This is a genomic window from Burkholderia sp. Ac-20365, assembly GCF_017104715.1.
Lineage (GTDB): Bacteria > Pseudomonadota > Gammaproteobacteria > Burkholderiales > Burkholderiaceae > Paraburkholderia.
Genome location: NZ_JAAGPI010000028.1, coordinates 1 through 19,580 on the forward strand (window position 1 = coordinate 1; position 19,580 = coordinate 19,580).

Consider the following 19,580-nt stretch of genomic DNA (forward strand, 5'->3'; position numbering starts at 1 on the left):
TTGCGCCCACGCGCTACCGCGCGATAATACAGAAATGAAGACGGCAATCGCAATCGGATTTTAAAGGCAGTTTGTATCAGGTCGTAATTGCCGGATTAAATGGATGCCCATTGCATATCGGCAAAAAACACCCTGAACGCACGCATAGGATTTAACAATTCGATTGAACGGCAATCATCTCCGGATTGCGTTGATAATCAAACGTTAATCGGCGTTTCACAATTCCAATGCATGAAGGATAACCGCCGATTGCGGCTACCCAGCCGTCTACCCCGCACTCGGATTGAACGCGTCAGAGCAGAATCACATGGTCGCTGACGCAGACGCAGTTGCGGCCACTGCGTTTCGCGTTATACAGCGCCTCGTCGGCATCTCTTGTGAGTTGCTCGATGGTTGCTTCGCTTGCGGCCATACACGACACGCCAATGCTGCAGGTGTAGCCCGGCAGCGTCGCGTCGTCTTTCTGTGTGATGCGCTCGCGAATGCGTTCGGCATGATCGCGCGCTTCGTCGGGATGCGCGCGCGGCAGCAGCACTGCAAATTCTTCGCCGCCCCAGCGCGCGACGTGGCCAGATTCCGGCAGCATATCGGCGACGCGTTTCGCGAAGTCAGTCAGGATGCGGTCGCCGGTTGCGTGCCCATAGGTGTCGTTCACCCGTTTGAAATGATCGAGATCAATCAGCAGAAACGACAGCAGTCCACCCGTACGAAGCGTTCTATCGCGCTCCTGCTGATGCACACTCAGAAATGCGCGGCGGTTGAGCAGACCCGTCAGCGGGTCCATGAACGATTGCTGCTCGAGCTGGTTGCGCAGGCGTTCCATGGCGACGAGCAGCAAACCGACCGTCACGGTGAGCGACATTAGCGCACCCGTCGTCAGGTAGATCTTCTGGACGAGATCGGGAGCGAACAGCCCGGTACTCGCCCACGACGGCATGAACATCGACACGCCGCGCGCCGCCGTCGCGACGGTCTGCACCAGTTGCATCGAGCCGACGAAGAGTGCCGTATTGCTGCTTTTGCCGAAGCGCAGCATCGTGAGGCTGTTCAAGCCGAACGTTACCGTGAGCATCGCGGACATGCACAGCGTGCGTCCGCCCGCCGATGAATGCACCCACGTCATCCAGCTCATCGCGATCGTACCGACGACGAGCAGCAGCGCGATGAAACGCCGCGACGGACGCAACCCGAAGAACATCTGACTGCCGATCAGCCACAGACCCGTGCCGAGAATCAGACCGACGTTCGCGACGACAATCGAAAGCCAGTCGGCGATACCGCCGCGCAGCGCGAGCAGAATTGCCGACAACGACACGACGAGAGCACCCGACGCCCAATGTCCGACACCGCGAATGTTCGCGGGAAAACCGCGCCCCAACGAAAACATCACGAGCGCCATCAAGCCGGGCATGACTGACGACATCAGAATGACGGTGCGAAGATCGAAGGCTGGCATACGGTTCCGGAGGCGGGCACGGTGCTTGTGGTCCCGTGCGGGTAGCCTCGCAATATACCTTAGTGCGATGGGGGTGCGCGGTTGGGTTTTTTTGTGGTTTGGGTTTGGGTTTGGGTTCGCGGTGCTTTGGTGTGGTCTGCTTGTGTTTTTGCTGGCATCCGCATTTTGTTATCGGTGCTTCACGCGTTGCCCCTGTGCGGGGCGGCACTTACTTTCTTTGCCGCCGCAAAGAAAGTAAGCAAAGAAAGCGGGCTAACACCGCCCGTTCTTGACCTCCGCCTGAGGGCCCCCAACAGTTCCTCCACTTCACACGCCAACCGCTCCGTTCAATGCCCGTTGCCAGCGGCTTGAACCGGCGCCTCACCCACTTCAATCACCCGTAGCGCAGCCAGCGGCAGCGAATGATAACGGCCGCCCAGGTGGCAAACTGCGTGTACGTCGTAGTACTCCACACCTCAGCGCTCCTACGACACCGATGGTGCTTTTCAGTCCGGAGTGGTGCGTGTATGGCGCGACAACCTACACACAGTTTGCCGCTATAGAACGTGGGCGATTTGATCGCGCATGCGGCGACGCGGGAGTGTGAAGTGGGTGAGGCGTTTAGCCGAAGCGTTAGCAGCGGGCATTGAGAAGAGCGACGCCGCCTGAAGGAGAGGAACCGTTGGGGGCCCTCAGGCAGTGGTCAAGAACGGGCGGTGTTCAGCGGCTTTCTTTTGCCTACTTTTCTTTGCCGCGGCAAAGAAAAGTAGGTGCCGCCCCGCACAGGGGCGACGCGTTAACGACCGATAACAAATCGCGGATGCCAACAAAAAACAAAACAAAGCAAAACAAAACAAAACAAAGCGAACCACCCGCATGCAAAAAAAACCAACATGCGGGGCCCCGCATCAAACAGACACGCTATTAGAACTTATGACGAATGCCAACAATAGCAATCTCTTGCGTACTCGTCCCGTTATACCCATACGAGCCGATCGATGCCTGCGCTGCCTGCGTCGTGCCATCCGACAGACGCTGCGTGCCACTCGCATGCTGATAAGCCGCGACAGCGTAAAGATCGGTGCGCTTGGACAGGTTGTAATCCGCGCCCAGGCTGACCTGATGATAATGCGCCGACGTATCGCCCGAAGCAGCCGTATACGCGTAACCCACACCCGCGATCAAAGCAGGCGTTGCCTGATAGGCGAGGAATGCCTTGCCGCTGTTGTACTTCTCGGTCGTCGAGAAGCTCGAGCTCGCATCCGCCTTCAGCTGCGTGTTGCTGTACGACGCACCCATCGTCAGGGAACCGAGCACGTACTGGCCGCCCACCTGCGCAATGCTCACCGACTTCGCGCTCGCGTAGCCGTCGTTGATGCGGCTGTCGAAAATCGAATCCGTCGTGCTGCTCGCCCAGCTCGTGCGTGCGCCCGTCGCGGAATCGTTCGTGGCGCGCAGATAGCCTGCCGCCAGCGACAGATTGCCGATCGAATACGTCGCCGCGCCGCTATACGTGTAACCCTGGCCCGCCTGGCCAGCCACGCCGCTGAATGCATACAGGCCTTCGAACTGGAAGCCCGCGTAACTCGGCGACACGTACTTGACTGCGTTCGACACGCGCGCGCTGTTGTCGTTGTTGTCGACGTCGCCCGGCGTTGCGAACGTGGAGCCGAAGTAGTTATCGGCGGTCACGCCTTGAACCGTGTCCGTGATCGGATCGTATTGACGGCCCACCGTGACGGTGCCCCACTTGTCGCCCTGGAAGCCAACGTAAGCCTGGCGGCCGAACAGGCGCGAACCCTGACCCATCTTGCCCGTGCCGACGTCGAAGCCGCTTTCCAATGCGAAGATCGTCTTCAGACCGCCGCCAAGATCCTCACTGCCCTTCAGGCCCCAGCGGTCGCCGCTGAGATTGCCGTTGATCATGCCCGTCAGGTTCTTGTTCGAGTCTGCGTTGTGCACGTAGCCGACGCCTGCATCGATAAGCCCGTAGAGCGTGACGCTGTTCTGCGCGTGAGCCGCAGCCGTCATCGTGCCCAGTGTCACTGCTACAGCCGCAATGGTAGTTCTCTTCATCTGTTCCTCTATCACTCGTTTAAAAATGTATTGCGCCGCGAGAATACAAGTGCCGAAAAATAGATAAATTACTTGTTGGTTATATACAACTAGTTAGCGATCCTATGTTTATAGAAGCAAAAAAGGCTATGTGAATACACATAGCCGAAGTCTGAAATCAATATTCATCTGCGTGGAATAGAGAATATGAAGCGAATTCCAGACAGGCGCCAATCTAGGTGACACGATTTTTGGCGTCAACGAATGCGGCGCGATTGCGCGTTTCCCAATCTTTCTTTCTTGCCGCGAATAACGTGATAGATACCGCGCACAAGTGCTATCACTCATGTGCGCGACATATGCGCGATGCGATGTCCGACAAGCTGGAAGATCGGTCGACCATCGCCCCGTTCCGAGCTTTAGCCACGCGTCTGAGATGGTGGCACGATCGTGCGCCAGCCTCGGCTTTTCGTTGTAGGACAACGTATAATGAAGGCAAATCTTGAAAATCCCAGGAGCGTTACATGGCCGCGTCTGCAGCACCAGGTTCGACCCCAAGGCGGGCACGCGGGAGCCTTGCTGATCAGGTCGTCGCTTATGTCAATGAGCAGGTCGCTTCGCACGCGCTCAAACCGGGCGATCAACTGCCGACTGAAACGACGTTGATGTCCTTGCTCGGCGTGAGCCGCACTGTCGTGCGCGAAGCCATTTCGCGCCTGCAGGCCAATGGCGTGCTCGAGACGCGTCACGGCATCGGCAGTTTCGTGCTGGAACCGCGGCGCGAACCGCTCGGCCTCGAAATGGTGCCAGCCACCACGTTGAACGACGTGCTGTCGGTACTCGAATTGCGTATCAGCCTCGAGACGGAATGCGCGGGGCTCGCGGCACAGCGCGCGAGCGAACGCGACATCGCGAAGATTCGCGCGGCACTGGACGCCGTCGAAACAACCAGCCGCGCAGGCGGCGACAGCACGGCCGCCGATCTGCGCTTTCATATTTCCATTGCGACCGCGACGGGCAACCGTTATTTCGTCGATATCCTCTCGCAACTGGGCACGGCGCTGATTCCGCGCCATCGCGTGGATTCGCCGTCGCTCGCGCAAAGCGATCTGAACGCATATATGGCGCGCGTCAATCTCGAGCACGAGAATATTCTCGATGCAATCGCGCGTAAGGATCCCGATGGTGCGCGCGCCGCAATGCGCATGCATCTGTCCAGCAGCCGCGAACGCTTGCGCCGCGCGAGCGCGCAGGCAGAGGAAGCGGCCGCGACGCGCACGCCTTGAGGCGCGAACCGGACAAAACAAAAAGCGGCCATGTGGCCGCTTTTTCATTACACCGGTAACGTAGTCAGATCATCACGCGTTGACCATATGCCCATCGCGACGTCGCCAGAGTGCGAGCGGATTGTCGTCGGCCAGCGCCTCGGGCAACAGCTCTGCCGGAAAGTCCTGGTAACACACGGGACGCAGAAAGCGATCGATCGACGTGGATCCGACCGACGTCACGCGGCTATCCGCCGTAGCCGGGAACGGTCCGCCGTGCACCATCGCGTGACACACCTCGACGCCCGTCGGAAAACCATTGACGAGCAGGCGCCCCGCCTTGCGTTCCAGAATCGGCACCAGCTTCTTCGCCAGTTGCACGTCGTCGCGGTCCATGGCGAGCGTCGCCGTCAACTGCCCTTCGAAATGTTCAGCCACGGCAAGCAGTTCCTGCACGTCCCTGCATCGCACGATGGTGGAGACAGGACCGAACACCTCGTCTTCCAGCTCGGACTTCTTCAGGAAAACAGCGGCATCGGTAACGAACAGCGCCGCGCATGCCTGCGTCGGTCCCGTCGCTTCGAGACCATGTGCGACGGCTTGTACGCCTTCGATAGCCGCAAGCCTTGCCTCGCCTTCCTGATAGGCGGCGTGAATGCCTGACGTCAGCATCGTCTGCGCGGGCTTCTGGTTGAGCGCCTGCGACGCGGCTTGCTCGAAGGCACGCAACTCAGGACCGTCGATACCGATCACCAAGCCAGGGTTCGTACAGAACTGACCTGCGCCGAGCGCGAGCGAATCGACGAATCCGCGCGCAATTGCTTCGCCACGCGCGGCGAGCGCAACAGGCAACGCAAACACAGGATTGATGCTGCTCATTTCCGCGTAGACGGGAATCGGCTCGGGCCGGTTCGCCGCAACCCGCATCAGCGACGTGCCGCCCGCGCGCGAACCCGTGAAGCCGACTGCCTTGATGGCCGGATGCGCGACGAGCGCCTCGCCGACCGTTGCGCCCGCGCCGACGATCATCGAAAACACGCCTTCGGGCAGATTCATCTCGGCCGCGACGCGCTGAATGACGCGCCCGACCATCTCCGACGTGCCGAGGTGCGCGCGATGCGCCTTGACGACGACGGGGCATCCCGCGGCGAACGCTGCCGCCGTATCGCCGCCCGCCACCGAAAACGCGAGCGGGAAATTGCTCGCGCCGAACACCGCCACCGGCCCCACCGGAATCTTCTGCATGCGCAGATCCGAACGCGGCAGCGGCTTGCGCTCAGGCAACGGCGAATCGAGCGTAGCCGACAGCCACTGGCCCGCGCGTACTTCGCTCGCGAACAGCTTCAACTGACCCGTGGTACGTCCGCGCTCGCCTTCGAGACGCGCTTTCGGCAGCCCGGACTCGGCGTGCGCGCGCTCGATCAGCGCGTCGCCGAGCGCGGTGATGCCGTCCGCGATCCGTTCGAGAAATTCCGCACGCGTCGCGAGCGGGAGCTGCCGGTAGGCGTCGAAAGCCTGCGCGGCCAGTTCACACGCACGCGCGACGTTTTCGACCGTACCGCTGCCGAACACGGGCGAGTCGATCTCCGCGCCCGTCGATGGATTGAATGCGCGCAGCGCCCTGTCCGTACCACGGACCGCTTGCCGCCCGATCAGCATGTCGCCTGTCAATTGCACGATGTCTCTTCTCCATTTCACGGTTAACGTCGGTCATCGTACAACACATCTGTCAGCCAACGCAATCCGAACCATACGCCAGCAGGCCCAAGCCGTAATGGGTCAGGGTTTACCAGCCTACCTCCCGGTCAACTGACAACGTATCTTGTGTTCGGACGTCCTATGACATACCATGTTTCGCAAGACGCACTTTGCCGGGCAGGCATCGCCCTGCCCCAAGGAGATCAAGATGGCCTTGTCGTCACCGTATCAACCGCTGCCGAACGGCTTTCGCGCCGCTGTCAAAAACGGCGATCGCCTGATCGGCTGCTGGGCTTCGCTGGCCAGCCCGATCACGACCGAACTGCTCGGCGGTGTGGGCTTCGACTGGATCCTGCTCGACGCCGAGCACGCGCCGAACGACGAACTCACGCTGATACCGCAGCTGATGGCACTGAAGGACAGCCGCTCGGCGCCCATCGTGCGCCCGCCGGCCAACGACAACGTCATCATCAAGCGCATGCTCGACGCGGGCTTCTTCAACTTGCTGATTCCGTTCGTCGACAGCGCCGACGATGCGCGCCGCGCCGTGGCTGCAACGCGCTACCCGCCGCATGGCATTCGCGGGGTGTCGGTGGGGCATCGTGGCAACCGGTATGGTTCGGTGACAGACTACCTGCAGGTGGTCAACGACAACATCTGCGTCATCGTGCAGATCGAGAGCCGCGCGGCGGTGGCCGCGATCGACGACATCCTTGCGGTCGAAGGCGTGGATGGCGTCTTTATCGGCCCATCGGATCTCGCTGCTGCATACGGCCACCTGGGCAATGCCGGTCACGCCGACGTTCAGCAGGCCATCGCGCATGTCTTTGCGCGAGCAAAAGCGGCGGGCAAGCCGTCCGGCATCCTCGCGCACGTGCAGCAGGACGCCGACCGTTATCTCGGCATGGGCTGCACGCTGGTTTCCGTCTGCGCGGACATGGGCCTGTTGCGTAGCGGCGCGCTGGGCGTGCGTCAGCACTTCATGCCCGCCTGAGCCGCGCAAACGGACGTCACCACACATCACACACTGGAGTAGCGAATGCAAACAGCAGGCTTCATCGGACTCGGCATCATGGGCAAGCCCATGGCCGCCAATCTCCGCAAGAACGGCGTCGAACTCTCGGCCTTCACGCGCAGCGGCGTGCCTGACGAGCTGACGCAAGCGGGCGTGACGTCATGCGCAAGTCCTGCCGACGTCGCGGCCAAAGCGGATGTGATCTTCATCATGGTGCCCGACACGCCCGACGTCGAACGCGTGCTGTTCGGCGAAAACGGCGTCGCCAGCAAGCTGCGCGCGGGGCAGATCGTCGTCGACATGAGCTCGATTTCCCCCATCGCCACGCGCGAGTTCGCAGCCCGCGTGCGCGAGAAAGGCGCGGATTATCTCGATGCGCCTGTTTCGGGCGGCGAAGTGGGCGCGAAAGCGGCATCGCTGACCATCATGGTCGGTGGCGCGCAAGGCACGTTCGACAAGGTCAAGCCGCTCTTCGACATGATGGGCAAGAACGTGTCGCTGATCGGCGAAGTGGGCGCGGGCCAGATCTGCAAGGTCGCGAACCAGGTGATCGTCGCCGCGACGATCGAAGCCGTCGGCGAAGCGCTGCTGCTTGCATCGAAAGCGGGTGTCGACGCCGAGAAGGTACGCAAGGCATTGATGGGCGGCTTCGCATCGTCGCGCATTCTCGAAGTGCATGGCGAGCGCATGACGAAGCGCACGTTCGATCCGGGCTTCCGTATCGAACTGCATCAGAAAGATTTGAACCTTGCGCTTTCCACCGCGCAATCGCTCGGCGTTTCGCTGCCGAATACGGCAACCTGCCAGGCGCTGTTCAACGCATGTGCCGCGCACGGCGGCAAGGGTTGGGATCATTCGGGCATGGTTCGCGCGCTCGAATATCTCGCCGATCACGAAATCGGGCAGCAGCAGAAATGACGTTTTTCGCGATCGTTTCGAACGCGGTGGACGGCGATCTCGCCGTGTTTCGTGTCGAGGGCGCGACGGGCGGCATCGAACGCATTGCGCGCCATCCAGCGGGCGACACGGTGATGCCGCTCGCGCTCTCCGCCGACCAGCGCACATTGCACGCCGCCACGCGCGGTGCACAGCGCAGCATCGTCACGTATTCGGTCGATTCGCACACGGGCCATCTTGCGCATCTTCACACCGCGTCGATTGAACCGAGTTTCGCGTATGTATCGCTGACACCTTCGGATGACTGGCTGCTCGGCGCGTCGTATGGCGAGTCGTGCGTGAGTCTGTATCGCGCCGCCGCATTGCAGAACGCTGAAGCAAAACCGCGTCAGGTCATCGAGGGCATTCAGCATGCGCACGCCGTGATCGCATCGTCGGACGGACGCTTTGCGTATGCAACCTCGCTCGGTTCCGACACGGTGTTCTGTTTCGCAATCGCGCGCGACGCAGACGATACGACGCTCGAACCCGTTCAGAAAGTGCCGGTGGAACCGGGCTTCGGCCCGCGTCATCTGCGCTTCTCGCCCGATGAAAAAACGCTGTATGTGTCGAGCGAATTTCGCGCGACGGTCGCCGTCTTCTCACGCGATAGCGAAACGGGCGCGCTATCGGCCCGCAGCGTCGCGCCGCGCGCACCGTCGCTCGCGCATCTGAACGATGGCTGCCCGCGCACCGCTCAGATCGACCCGGCCACGGCCGCAAAGCTTGTCTGGGCCGCCGACCTGCAGATGACGCCCGACGGGCGCTTCATCTACGTTGCCGAGCGCACGTCGAGCCAGTTGATCACTTATCGCGTGAACGACGAAGGCTCGCTCGATTACGCAGGCTTCACGGAAACAGAAGCGCAACCGCGGGGCTTCAGGATCGACCCGACGGGCCGTTTCCTGGTGGCGTGTGGCGAGCGGTCCACGCAGGTCGTCGTGTACGAGATCGACGCCAGCTCCGGCGCCCTCTCCGCCGTATCGCGCTGCGAAGGCGGACACGGCGCGAACTGGGTCGAGATCGTCACGCAGACCTAGCCGTTCGCAGCACGCGACACTCATCGAATTGCACTGATTTTCACAGGCCCATCCCAGGGCCACTTATGGGCACCCAACCCAGGACCGACTCACATGTCTACGATTGCATCCCAGACCCAAGGCGCTCCCAAAGTCACCGAATTGCGCGTGGTTCCCGTCGCCGGCCGCGACAGCATGCTGATGAACCTGAGCGGCGCGCACGGCCCGTTCTTTACGCGCAATATCGTGATTCTGCGCGACAGCGCGGGTAATACCGGCGTTGGCGAAGTGCCGGGCGGCGAGAACATCCGCAAGACCATCGACGACGCGCGCCCGTTCGTGGTCGGCCAGTCGATCGGCAATCTGCAGGCGGTGCTCAACACCGTGCGCAAACAGTTCGCGGATCGCGATGCGGGCGGCCGCGGCCTGCAGACCTTCGATCTGCGCACGACGATCCATGCCGTGACGGCGCTCGAAGCCGCCTTCCTCGATCTGCTCGGCCAGCACCTTGGCGTGCCCGTAGCCGCGCTGCTCGGCGAAGGCCAGCAACGCGACGAAGTCGAAATGCTCGGCTATCTGTTCTACATCGGCGATCGCAAGAAAACGGATTTGCAGTATGCGAGCGGCGCCGAAGGCCGCGACGACTGGGAGCGTCTGCGCACCGAAGAAGCGCTGACGCCCGAAACCGTCGTGCGCCTTGCTGAAGCTGCGCAAGCGCGTTACGGCTTCAACGACTTCAAGCTGAAAGGCGGCGTGCTCGCCGGCGATGCCGAAATCGAAGCGGTGACGGCACTCGCCGAACGCTTCCCGGAAGCGCGCGTGACGCTCGACCCGAACGGCGCCTGGTCGCTTGCCGAAGCGATCCGCCTGTGCCGCGACCAGCACGACGTGCTCGCCTATGCGGAAGATCCGTGCGGCGCGGAGAACGGCTACTCGGGCCGCGAAGTGATGGCCGAGTTCCGCCGCGCGACGGGTCTGCCCACGGCGACCAACATGATCGCGACGGACTGGCGCCAGATGGGCCACGCAATCCAGCTGCAATCGGTCGACATTCCGCTTGCCGACCCGCACTTCTGGACAATGCAGGGCTCGGTGCGTGTCGCGCAGATGTGCAACGACTGGGGTCTGACGTGGGGCTCGCACTCGAACAATCACTTCGACGTTTCGCTGGCGATGTTCACGCACGTCGCGGCCGCCGCGCCGGGCAAGATCACCGCAATCGACACGCACTGGATCTGGCAGGACGGCCAGCATCTGACGCGCGACCCGCTGAAGATTGTCGGCGGCAAGGTGAAGGTGCCTGCGAAGCCGGGCCTTGGCGTCGAACTCGACATGGACGCAATCGAAAAGGCGCATGCGCTGTATCAGCAGCACGGTCTCGGCGCACGTGACGACGGCGTCGCGATGCAGTACCTGATCCCGAACTGGAAGTTCGACAACAAGCGCCCTTGCCTCGTGCGCTGATCGATCGAACAACCTCTCGACTTTTGAACGATGCGGCCCACGTGGCCGCCAACACTGACTGACATTTCAACGCGAACACCATCATGACCACGCCACAAGAACTCAAAGCGATCGTTTCCGAAGGCCTTCTGTCGTTCCCCGTCACCGACTTCGACAGCAACGGCGACTTCCGTCCCGACACTTATGCTGCACGTCTCGAATGGCTTGCACCGTACGGCGCGACGGCTCTCTTTGCTGCAGGCGGCACGGGCGAGTTCTTCTCGCTGACGAAGTCGGAGTACTCCAATGTCATTCGTACGGCGACGGAAACCTGCAAGGGTAAGGTACCGATTCTTGCGGGCGCGGGCGGCCCGACGCGCGTTGCGATCGAATACGCGCAGGAAGCCGAGCGTAACGGCGCGCATGGCGTATTGCTGATGCCGCACTATCTGACGGAGGCATCGCAGGAAGGCGTTGCAGCGCACGTCGAGCAGGTGTGCAAGGCGGTGAAGAACATGGGCGTGATCGTCTATAACCGCGCTAATTCGAAGCTCAATGCCGATTCGCTCGAGCGTCTTGCGGACAAGTGCCCGAACCTGATCGGCTTCAAGGACGGTGTGGGCGATATCGAGAGCATGGTGACGATTCGTCGTCGCATGGGCGACCGGTTCTCTTATCTGGGTGGTCTGCCGACGGCTGAAGTTTATGCTGCCGCGTATAAGGCGTTGGGTGTGCCGGTTTATTCTTCTGCCGTGTTCAATTTCATTCCTAAGACGGCGATGGAGTTTTATCGCGCGATTGCGGCGGATGATCATGTCACGACTGGCAAGCTGCTGGATGAGTTCTTTTTGCCGTATCTGGCGATTCGGAATCGTCGTCAGGGATATGCAGTCAGTATTGTTAAGGCTGGCGCCAAGCTCGTTGGGCATGATGCTGGGCCTGTGCGGGCGCCGCTTACTGATTTGAATGAAGAAGAGTTGGGGTTGCTGGATGCTCTGATCAGGAAGCTTGGAGCGCAGTAAGGGGTTTTTTTGTCTGCGACGCTGGGGTGGTTTGGTTTTCGCTTGTGTCTACGCGGCGCTGGTTTGGTTTGCCCGCGTTTGTGCTGGCATCCGCGTTTTGCCTTCGTGCTCCATGCGTCGCCCCTGTGCGGGGCGGCACCTACTTTTCTTTGCCGCGGCAAAGAAAAGTAGGCAAAAGAAAGCCGCTGAACACCGCCAGTTCTTGTTCCCGCCTGAGGGCCCCCAACGTGTCCTCCGCTTCAAACGGCAACCTGCCATTCAATGCCCGTTGCCAACTCCCTGAATCGGCGCCTCACCCGCTTCACACTCCCGCGTCGCCACACGCGCGATCAAATCGCCCACGTTCTATAGCGGCAAACTGTGTGTAGGCTTTCGCGGCGTACACGCATCACTCCGGACTGAAAAGCACGATCGGTGTCGTAGAAACGCTGACGCGTGGAGCACTACGACCTACACACAGTTTGCCACCTGGGCGGCATCAACCATTCGCTGCCGCTGGCTGTGCTACGGGTGATTGAAGTGGGTGAGGCGCCCATTCGAAGCGTTGGCAACGGGCATTAAATGGCAGAACGCCGTGTGAAGTGGAGGAACGGTTGGGGTCCCTCAGGCAGCGGTCAAGAACGGGCGGTGTTAGCCCGCTTTCTTTGCTTACTTTCTTTGCGGCGGCAAAGAAAGTAAGTGCCGCCCCGCACAGGGGCAACGCGTGAAGAACCAATAACAAAACGCGGATGCCAGCGCACATCCATAAAAAACCAAAACCAGCGCCACGCGGATGCCAGGACAGCAAAAGCAAACCGAACAAAGCGTCGCAAGACAAAAACCAAAAAACCAAACCCTTACCCCAATTCCCCAAAAATCCAATCCTGAAAACTCTTAACCTTAGGCAAATCCGCCCGGGACTTAAGCAAATTCATGGTGTAACCATTCACGCGCAACCCATCCAACCCTAGCGGAGCAACCAAAACACCAGCCTTAAGCTCCCGCTGCGCGAGCAGCAAACTCTCGAGACAAACGCCAAGCCCATCAACGGCCGCACTAATCGCCATAAACGACCGATCAAACCGCGGCCCGCGAGTAATATCCAGCACGACCTTCCGATGCAACCGCATCCAATCCCGCCAGCCGACAAGACACCCTTCGCTATGAATCAGCGTGTGATTCCGTAAATCCGCAACAGACCGAATCGGAAACTCGCCCTCAGCAAGCCGGGGCGAACACAACGGCACAATCGTCTCCAAAGGCAAATCCAGCACCATCGTCCCCGCCGGCTGCAAACGCCGCGCGCCATAACGGATATCGATATCGACCGCCTCCTTGATCAGATCGACAGGCGCCGAAGAAGCATTCAACCGCACATCGATATCCGGATGCATCGCACTAAAGCGCGCCAATCTCGGCATCAGCCACTGCGTCGCGATGCTCGGCGTCGCATGCACCGTCAGGATGTCGCTCTTCTCGACGCGGCCGATATCCCGCGTCGCCTTGTCGATCCGCGCAAACGCCGCGCCGATTTCCTCTGCATATTGCCGCCCCGTGTCAGTCAGGATCACCGCGCGATGCACGCGATGAAACAGCCGCACGCTCAACTGGTCCTCCAGCAGCTTGATCTGATGGCTGATCGCGGAAGGCGTCACGAACAGTTCGTCTGCTGCGAGCGCGAACGACGAGAGCCGCGCCGCCGCCTCGAATGCCTGTATCGACTTGAGTGTGACCCGATTGTGCATCGCAGTATCCAGATGAATTCAATTCAACGATAAGCCACTTTAATTCGTTTGAGCCAATGCTTTCAAGCCGATACGCTTGTCTCACTCGCAGCACACACGGAAGCAAGGGATTACCCGGAGCCGCGAGCAGCACGAAGTATCCCGCCATGAATCACCGGACGCCCGGCCTCATCGAGCCAGGCGCTGCAAGAAGGAGACACGCGTGAATACGAGCGAAGCCGGGCGCACCGCCCAACTCGCGGAGCACGCCTACCGCATCCGCCGCAACGCGCTGCTGATGGGCGAAGTACAGGGCCAGGGCTATATCGGCCAGGCGCTCGACATTGCCGACGTACTGGCCGTCGCCTACTTCGGCGCGATGCGCTATCAGCCAGAAGACCCCGAATGGGAAGGCCGCGACCGCTTCCTGCTGTCCAACGGTCACTACGCGATTGCGCTGTACGCCGCCCTCTTCGAAGCCGGCATCCTGCCCGCCGACGAACTCGAAACCTACGGCAGCGACGACAGCCGCCTGCCCATGTCCGGCATGGCGAGCTACACGCCCGGCATGGAAATGTCAGGCGGCTCACTCGGCCAGGGTTTGACGATTGCCGTCGGCCGGTGCCTGGGCCTCAAGCGCAAGAACTCTGACGCCTTCGTGTACACGCTCTTTTCCGACGGCGAACTCGACGAAGGCGCGATCTGGGAAGGCATCATGTCGGCCGCGCACTGGAAGCTCGACAACCTGATCGCGATCGTCGATGTGAACAACCAGCAGGCCGACGGCCCGTCGACGCAGATCATGGCCTTCGAGCCGCTCGTCGAAAAACTGGAAGCGTTCGGCTGGTACACGCAACGCGTCGACGGCAACGACATCGAAGCCGTCACACGCGCATTCGATAACGCCCGAAACCACGACAAGCCGCAGCCGCGCATCATCGTGTGCGATACGAAGATGGGCTGCGGCGTGCCGTTTCTCGAAGAACGCGAGAAGAACCACTTTATCCGCGTCGATGCGCACGAATGGAAACTCGCGCTCGAAGCACTCGACGCCGGGAGGCAAGCATGAGCACCGTCCTCAAGAAGCCGCGTCTGAAGACATCGGCCATGATCGCGTCGATTGCAGGCGAAGGCCAGATCACGCGTTCGGCGCCGTTCGGCCACGCGCTCGCCGAACTGGCGCGCACGAAGACCAACGTGATCGGCATGACAGCCGACCTCGGCAAGTACACCGACCTGCATATCTTCGGAAAGGAATTTCCTGACCGCTACTATCAGATGGGCATGGCCGAGCAACTGCTGATGGGCGCAGCAGCCGGTTTCGCGCATGAAGGCGCACAGCCGTTCGTCACGACGTATGCCGTGTTCGCCACGCGCCGCGCCTATGACTTCATCCATCAGACGATCGCCGAAGACAACCTCGACGTGAAGATCGTCGCCGCGCTGCCGGGTCTCACGACAGGCTACGGTCCAAGCCATCAGGCCGCCGAAGACATCGCACTGATGCGCGCCATGCCGAACATGACGGTAATCGACCCGTGCGACGCGCTCGACATCGAGCAGATGGTGCCCGCCATCGCCGCGCACAAAGGCCCTGTCTACGCGCGTCTCTTGCGCGGCAACGTGCCCGCCGTGCTCGACGAATACGACTACAAGTTCGAACTCGGCAAAGCGAAGCTGCTGCGCGACGGCGATGAAGTGCTGCTGATTTCATCCGGCCTGATGACGATGCGCTCGCTCGAAGTCGCAAAAGCGCTGGAGGCGGACAACATCGGCGTCGGTGTGCTGCACGTGCCGACCATCAAGCCACTCGATACGGCGACGATCCTGCGTGAAGCGAAGCGCACAGGCCGCATGGTGATCGTCGCGGAAAACCATACGGTGATCGGCGGACTCGGCGAGGCGGTGGCGCGCACGCTGCTCGGCGCCGGCGTCACGCCGCCGTTCCGGCAGATCGCGCTGCCCGACGAGTTTCTCGATGCCGGCGCGCTGCCCACCTTGCATGACCGCTACGGCATCTCTACTGAAGCCATGTGCGACACCATCAAAGGCTGGCTGGGCTAAGACCCTGTAACACCCGATTGCCACGCCATAACCCTTACTCAAAAATCCATTATCAGGAGAACAGCATCATGTCAGAGTCGCGTCTTCTCGACGGCAAGATCGCCGTCATTTCCGGCGCCGCATCGCCGCGTGGCATCGGCATGGCCACCGCGCGCATGTTCGCACAGCATGGCGCGAAGGTCGCGATCCTCGATCTCGACGCATCGGCGGCACGCGACGCAGCGGCGTCGATCGGCCCCGAACATCGCGGCTACGCCTGCAACGTGACCGACCGGCAAGCGTGTGCCGCCGCCGTCGAGCAGATCGTCGCCGACTTCGGCGCCATCGACGTGCTCATCAACAACGCCGGCATCACGCAAGCCGTGAAGCTGCTCGACATCGACTCCGAAAGCTGGGACCGCATTCTCGACGTGAACCTGCGCGGCGTGCTGTATCTGTCGCAAGCCGTCGTGCCGCAAATGAAGAAGCAAAAGAGCGGCTCGATCGGCTGTATGTCGTCGGTGTCGGCACAACGCGGCGGCGGCATTCTGGGCGGCCCGCATTACTCGGCCGCAAAAGCGGGCGTGCTCGGTCTCGCGAAAGCGATGGCGCGGGAACTCGGTCCCGATGGCATCCGCGTGAACTGCGTGACGCCCGGCCTGATTCAAACCGACATCAACGCGGGCAAGATTCCCGACGACAAGCGCGGCGAAATTCTCGCTGGCATTCCGCTGAACCGGCTCGGCGTACCCGATGACGTAGCCGGCGCATTCCTCTTTCTCGCCTCGCCGATTTCGTCGTACATCACGGGCGCCGTGATCGACGTGAACGGCGGCATGCTGATTCACGGCTAACAGCCACAGCACGGATTCACCCTGCGCGGCCGCGTCCGGCCGGCCGCGCGCAACGAAAGAAAGCCGCCTGACGCAGGCTAACGCGCCGCAGAGCGTGTTGCCGGGGAACACAACTATACCGATACATCCAATCCGTATTGGAGGAGCACATCATGAGCAACCGCACGACCATCCGCGGCGGTATCGACCGACGCACGTTCCTGAAAGCGGGCGCAAGCGTCGCCGCCGCCACGTCGCTCTGGGGCCTGCCGATCCGCCGCGCATCGGCCGCCGACTTCTCGTACAAGCTCGCGACGGGCCAGGACCCGACCCACCCGGTCAACATCCGCGCGCAACAGGCTTGCGACAAGATCCGCGCCGCCACGAACGGCAAGCTCGACATCAAGGTGTTCCCGGCCAACCAGCTCGGCTCGGATACCGATCTGCTGTCGCAGGTGCGCAGCGGCGGCGTCGAGTTCTTCAACCAGGCATCGTCGATTCTCGCGACACTCGCGCCTGCCGCCGGCATCGTCAACACGGGCTTTGCGTTCCCCGACTACGACACCGTCTGGAAAGCGATGGACGGCGACCTCGGCACGTATATCCGCTCCCAGATCGAGAAGACGGGCATCGTCACGGTGTCGAAGGTGTGGGACAACGGCTTCCGGCAAGTGAGTTCGTCGACGAAAGTCATCAAGACGCCGGCTGACCTCAAGGGCTTCAAGATCCGCGTGCCGCAAGCACCGATGCTGACGTCACTGTTCAAGGCGCTCGATGCCGGCCCCGCGCCGATCAACTTCAACGAGCTGTATTCGGCGCTGCAAACAGGTGTTGTCGAGGGACAGGAAAACGCGCTGCCGATCATCGCTACGGCCAAGCTCTACGAAGTGCAAAAGTCGATCAGCCTCACCTCGCACGTGTGGGACGGCTACTGGATCCTCGGCAATCGACGCGCGTGGGAAAAGCTGCCGCCCGACATGCGCGCGATCGTCACGCGCGAATTCGAAGCCGCAGGCATGCTGCAACGCGCGGATATCGCGTCGCTCAACGGCTCGCTGCGCAACGACCTGAAGGGCAAGGGCGTCAACGTGGTCGATGTCGACCGCCCCGCTTTCCGCGACGCGCTGCGCAAGACCAGCTTCTATAGCGACTGGAAATCGAAATACGGCGACCAGGGCTGGAGCCTGCTCGAAAAGTACGTTGGAAAACTGGTATGACTACCATGCACACCATCTCTTTCCCGCATCCGTCGCCGCGCCGTGTCGTCAGCGTGATCGACAATCTGCTCGCGTATATCGTCGAGATTCCGGCGGCGCTGCTCGTGGTCGCCGAAATTTTCGTGCTGCTGGCGGGCGTGACGAGCCGCTATCTGCTGCATACGCCGCTCGTCTGGTCCGATGAACTCGCGTCGATGCTGTTCCTCTGGCTCGCCATGCTCGGCGCCGTCGTCGCGTTGCGGCGCGGCGAGCATATGCGGATGACGGCGCTGGTCGGCAAGGCATCGCCGAACGTGCGCGCGTTTCTCGATGTCGTCGCCATTGCCGCACCGCTCGCATTCCTGCTGCTGGTGATCGGGCCCGCCGTCGAGTTCGCGCAGGACGAAGGCTTCATCACGACGCCCGCGCTCGAGATCTCGAACACGTGGCGCGCGGCGGCGCTGCCCGTCGGCTGCGCGCTGATGCTGGCGGTCGCCTGCCTGCGGCTGATCCGCACCGCGAACTGGCAGATGACGCTCGGCGCGCTCGCGCTGGTTGCGGCCATCGCAGGTGGCTTCGTCGCGATCGGCCCGCTGCTGCACGATCTCGGCAATTTGAACCTGCTGATCTTCTTCGTCGGCCTCGTCGCGTTGTGCGTGCTCGCTGGCGTGCCGATCGCGTTCTCTTTCGGCCTCGCGACCTTCGGCTATCTCGCGCTGACGACCAGCACGCCGCTGAGCGTCGTGGTCGGACGGATGGACGAAGGCATGTCGCACCTGATCCTGCTGTCCGTGCCGCTCTTCGTGTTCCTCGGGCAACTGATCGAAATGACGGGCATGGCGGCTGCGATGATCGCGTTTCTCGCGAGCCTGCTCGGTCATGTGCGCGGCGGTTTGTCGTACGTGCTGGTCGGCGCGATGTATCTGGTGTCCGGCATTTCGGGCTCGAAGGCCGCCGACATGGCCGCCGTCGCGCCTGTGCTGTTCCCCGAGATGAAGGCGCGCGGCGCGAAGCCCGGCGACCTCGTCGCACTGCTCGCCGCGACAGGCGCGCAGACCGAGACAATCCCGCCGAGTCTCGTGCTGATCACGCTCGGCTCGGTGACGGGCGTATCGATCTCGGCGCTGTTCACGGGCGGCATGCTGCCCGGCATCGTGCTGGCGATCACGCTGAGCGCCGTGGTCTGGTACCGCTATCGCAGCGACGATCTGTCGGGCGTGCGGCGCGCGACGCGTGGCGAAGTAGTGCGCAAGCTTGCGATTGCGGTGCCTGCACTGGCACTGCCGTTCGTGATTCGCCTGGCTGTCGTCGAAGGTGTGGCGACGGCGACGGAAGTCTCGACGATCGGCATTGCATACGCCGTGCTCGCAGGTCTGCTGATCTATCGCCGCTTCGAATGGGCGCGCCTCAAGCCGATGCTGATCGATACCGCCGCACTGTCGGGCGCGATCCTGCTGATCATCGGTGCGGCGACGGGCATGGCGTGGGCGCTCACGCAATCCGGCTTCTCCGGCCAGCTCGCGCAGACCATGGCAAAGCTTCCGGGCGGCGCCGCGATGTTCATGGCCGCATCCGTGCTCGTGTTCATCGTGCTTGGCAGCGTGCTCGAAGGCATTCCCGCGATCGTGCTGTTCGGCCCGCTGATGTTCCCGATTGCACGGCAGATGGGCATTCACGACGTGCACTATGCGATGGTCGTGATCCTGTCGATGGGCGTGGGTCTGTTCGCGCCGCCGTTCGGCGTCGGCTACTACTCGGCGTGCGCGGTGAGTCGCATCCATCCCGACGAAGGCATGAAGCCGATCGTCGGCTATATCGCGGCGCTGATCGTCGGTCTGATCGTCGTGGCCGCTGTGCCGTGGATTTCGATCGGGTTCCTGCACTGATCTGTGCATGGCGCTGCGTTCGATGCTGAAC

Annotated in this window: 15 protein-coding genes; 11 read left to right on the forward strand and 4 right to left on the reverse strand. The window is 61.8% G+C overall.

Annotated features, from left to right (window positions below):
- Nucleotides 1-292 precede the first annotated feature (292 nt).
- Entirely contained in the window at nt 293-1,456 is a 1,164-nt protein-coding gene (locus tag G3O01_RS32550; RefSeq protein WP_205811091.1) for a GGDEF domain-containing protein, read from the reverse strand.
- 903 nt (nt 1,457-2,359) lie between these two features.
- Nucleotides 2,360-3,511, reverse strand: coding sequence for a porin (locus tag G3O01_RS32555; protein WP_205811092.1), 1,152 nt, complete (start codon nt 3,509-3,511; stop codon nt 2,360-2,362).
- A gap of 503 nt (nt 3,512-4,014) precedes the next feature.
- Between G3O01_RS32555 and G3O01_RS32560 the strand changes: the two genes are divergently transcribed.
- Complete coding sequence (locus G3O01_RS32560) at nt 4,015-4,776, forward strand: FadR/GntR family transcriptional regulator (protein WP_205811093.1); 762 nt, start codon at nt 4,015-4,017, stop codon at nt 4,774-4,776.
- Between the two features lie 72 nt (nt 4,777-4,848).
- Here G3O01_RS32560 and G3O01_RS32565 read toward each other — a convergent pair whose 3' ends face one another.
- A complete protein-coding gene (locus tag G3O01_RS32565; RefSeq protein WP_205811094.1) occupies nt 4,849-6,432 on the reverse strand; it encodes an aldehyde dehydrogenase (NADP(+)) in 1,584 nt (527 codons plus the stop codon).
- A 229-nt stretch (nt 6,433-6,661) separates the two neighbouring features.
- Between G3O01_RS32565 and garL the strand changes: the two genes are divergently transcribed.
- From garL to kdgD, 5 genes are all read left to right on the forward strand, one after another.
- A complete protein-coding gene (gene garL, locus G3O01_RS32570) occupies nt 6,662-7,447 on the forward strand; it encodes a 2-dehydro-3-deoxyglucarate aldolase (RefSeq protein ID WP_205811095.1) in 786 nt (261 codons plus the stop codon).
- A 45-nt stretch (nt 7,448-7,492) separates the two neighbouring features.
- Complete coding sequence (locus tag G3O01_RS32575) at nt 7,493-8,386, forward strand: 2-hydroxy-3-oxopropionate reductase (protein ID WP_205811096.1); 894 nt, start codon at nt 7,493-7,495, stop codon at nt 8,384-8,386.
- Nucleotides 8,383-9,444, forward strand: coding sequence for a beta-propeller fold lactonase family protein (locus G3O01_RS32580; protein ID WP_205811097.1), 1,062 nt, complete (start codon nt 8,383-8,385; stop codon nt 9,442-9,444). Before G3O01_RS32575 ends, G3O01_RS32580 begins: the two co-directional genes overlap by 4 nt.
- Before the next feature lie 93 nt (nt 9,445-9,537).
- A complete protein-coding gene (gene gudD, locus G3O01_RS32585) occupies nt 9,538-10,887 on the forward strand; it encodes a glucarate dehydratase (RefSeq protein WP_205811098.1) in 1,350 nt (449 codons plus the stop codon).
- Between the two features lie 83 nt (nt 10,888-10,970).
- Entirely contained in the window at nt 10,971-11,888 is a 918-nt protein-coding gene (gene kdgD / locus G3O01_RS32590) for a 5-dehydro-4-deoxyglucarate dehydratase (RefSeq protein ID WP_205811099.1), read from the forward strand.
- Between the two features lie 836 nt (nt 11,889-12,724).
- Here the strand turns inward: kdgD and gcvA are convergent.
- A complete protein-coding gene (gene gcvA / locus G3O01_RS32595) occupies nt 12,725-13,612 on the reverse strand; it encodes a transcriptional regulator GcvA (RefSeq protein ID WP_205811100.1) in 888 nt (295 codons plus the stop codon).
- Nucleotides 13,613-13,814: 202 nt separating this feature from the next.
- On the opposite strand from gcvA, the gene G3O01_RS32600 reads away from it, so the two are divergent.
- The 5 genes from G3O01_RS32600 to G3O01_RS32620 all read left to right on the forward strand — a co-directional run bounded on the left by G3O01_RS32600 (nt 13,815) and on the right by G3O01_RS32620 (nt 19,549).
- Nucleotides 13,815-14,660, forward strand: coding sequence for a transketolase (locus G3O01_RS32600; RefSeq protein WP_205811101.1), 846 nt, complete (start codon nt 13,815-13,817; stop codon nt 14,658-14,660).
- On the forward strand, nt 14,657-15,655 hold the full coding sequence (locus G3O01_RS32605) for a transketolase family protein (RefSeq protein ID WP_205811102.1): 999 nt from the start codon (nt 14,657-14,659) through the stop codon (nt 15,653-15,655). The genes G3O01_RS32600 and G3O01_RS32605 overlap by 4 nt, the downstream gene beginning before the upstream one ends.
- 68 nt (nt 15,656-15,723) lie before the next feature.
- Entirely contained in the window at nt 15,724-16,488 is a 765-nt protein-coding gene (locus G3O01_RS32610; protein ID WP_205811103.1) for a glucose 1-dehydrogenase, read from the forward strand.
- A 152-nt stretch (nt 16,489-16,640) separates the two neighbouring features.
- Nucleotides 16,641-17,684: a DctP family TRAP transporter solute-binding subunit gene (locus G3O01_RS32615; protein ID WP_205811104.1), complete on the forward strand. Its 1,044-nt coding sequence runs from the start codon at nt 16,641-16,643 to the stop codon at nt 17,682-17,684.
- 5 nt (nt 17,685-17,689) lie between these two features.
- Nucleotides 17,690-19,549 carry a TRAP transporter large permease subunit gene (locus tag G3O01_RS32620; protein WP_205811190.1) on the forward strand — a complete coding sequence of 620 codons (1,860 nt, stop codon included), beginning with the start codon at nt 17,690-17,692 and terminating at the stop codon, nt 19,547-19,549.
- Nucleotides 19,550-19,580 lie beyond the last annotated feature (31 nt).

What these genes read in the sequence shown, in the direction of transcription:
- G3O01_RS32550 (WP_205811091.1), bottom strand. Translation starts at nt 1,456, where the DNA reads ATGCCAGCCTTCGATCTTCGCACCGTCATTCTGATGTCGTCAGTCATG.
- G3O01_RS32555 (WP_205811092.1), bottom strand. Translation starts at nt 3,511, where the DNA reads ATGAAGAGAACTACCATTGCGGCTGTAGCAGTGACACTGGGCACGATG.
- G3O01_RS32560 (WP_205811093.1), top strand. Translation starts at nt 4,015, where the DNA reads ATGGCCGCGTCTGCAGCACCAGGTTCGACCCCAAGGCGGGCACGCGGG.
- garL (WP_205811095.1), top strand. Translation starts at nt 6,662, where the DNA reads ATGGCCTTGTCGTCACCGTATCAACCGCTGCCGAACGGCTTTCGCGCC.
- G3O01_RS32575 (WP_205811096.1), top strand. Translation starts at nt 7,493, where the DNA reads ATGCAAACAGCAGGCTTCATCGGACTCGGCATCATGGGCAAGCCCATG.
- G3O01_RS32580 (WP_205811097.1), top strand. Translation starts at nt 8,383, where the DNA reads ATGACGTTTTTCGCGATCGTTTCGAACGCGGTGGACGGCGATCTCGCC.
- gudD (WP_205811098.1), top strand. Translation starts at nt 9,538, where the DNA reads ATGTCTACGATTGCATCCCAGACCCAAGGCGCTCCCAAAGTCACCGAA.
- kdgD (WP_205811099.1), top strand. Translation starts at nt 10,971, where the DNA reads ATGACCACGCCACAAGAACTCAAAGCGATCGTTTCCGAAGGCCTTCTG.
- gcvA (WP_205811100.1), bottom strand. Translation starts at nt 13,612, where the DNA reads ATGCACAATCGGGTCACACTCAAGTCGATACAGGCATTCGAGGCGGCG.
- G3O01_RS32605 (WP_205811102.1), top strand. Translation starts at nt 14,657, where the DNA reads ATGAGCACCGTCCTCAAGAAGCCGCGTCTGAAGACATCGGCCATGATC.
- G3O01_RS32610 (WP_205811103.1), top strand. Translation starts at nt 15,724, where the DNA reads ATGTCAGAGTCGCGTCTTCTCGACGGCAAGATCGCCGTCATTTCCGGC.
- G3O01_RS32615 (WP_205811104.1), top strand. Translation starts at nt 16,641, where the DNA reads ATGAGCAACCGCACGACCATCCGCGGCGGTATCGACCGACGCACGTTC.
- G3O01_RS32620 (WP_205811190.1), top strand. Translation starts at nt 17,690, where the DNA reads ATGCACACCATCTCTTTCCCGCATCCGTCGCCGCGCCGTGTCGTCAGC.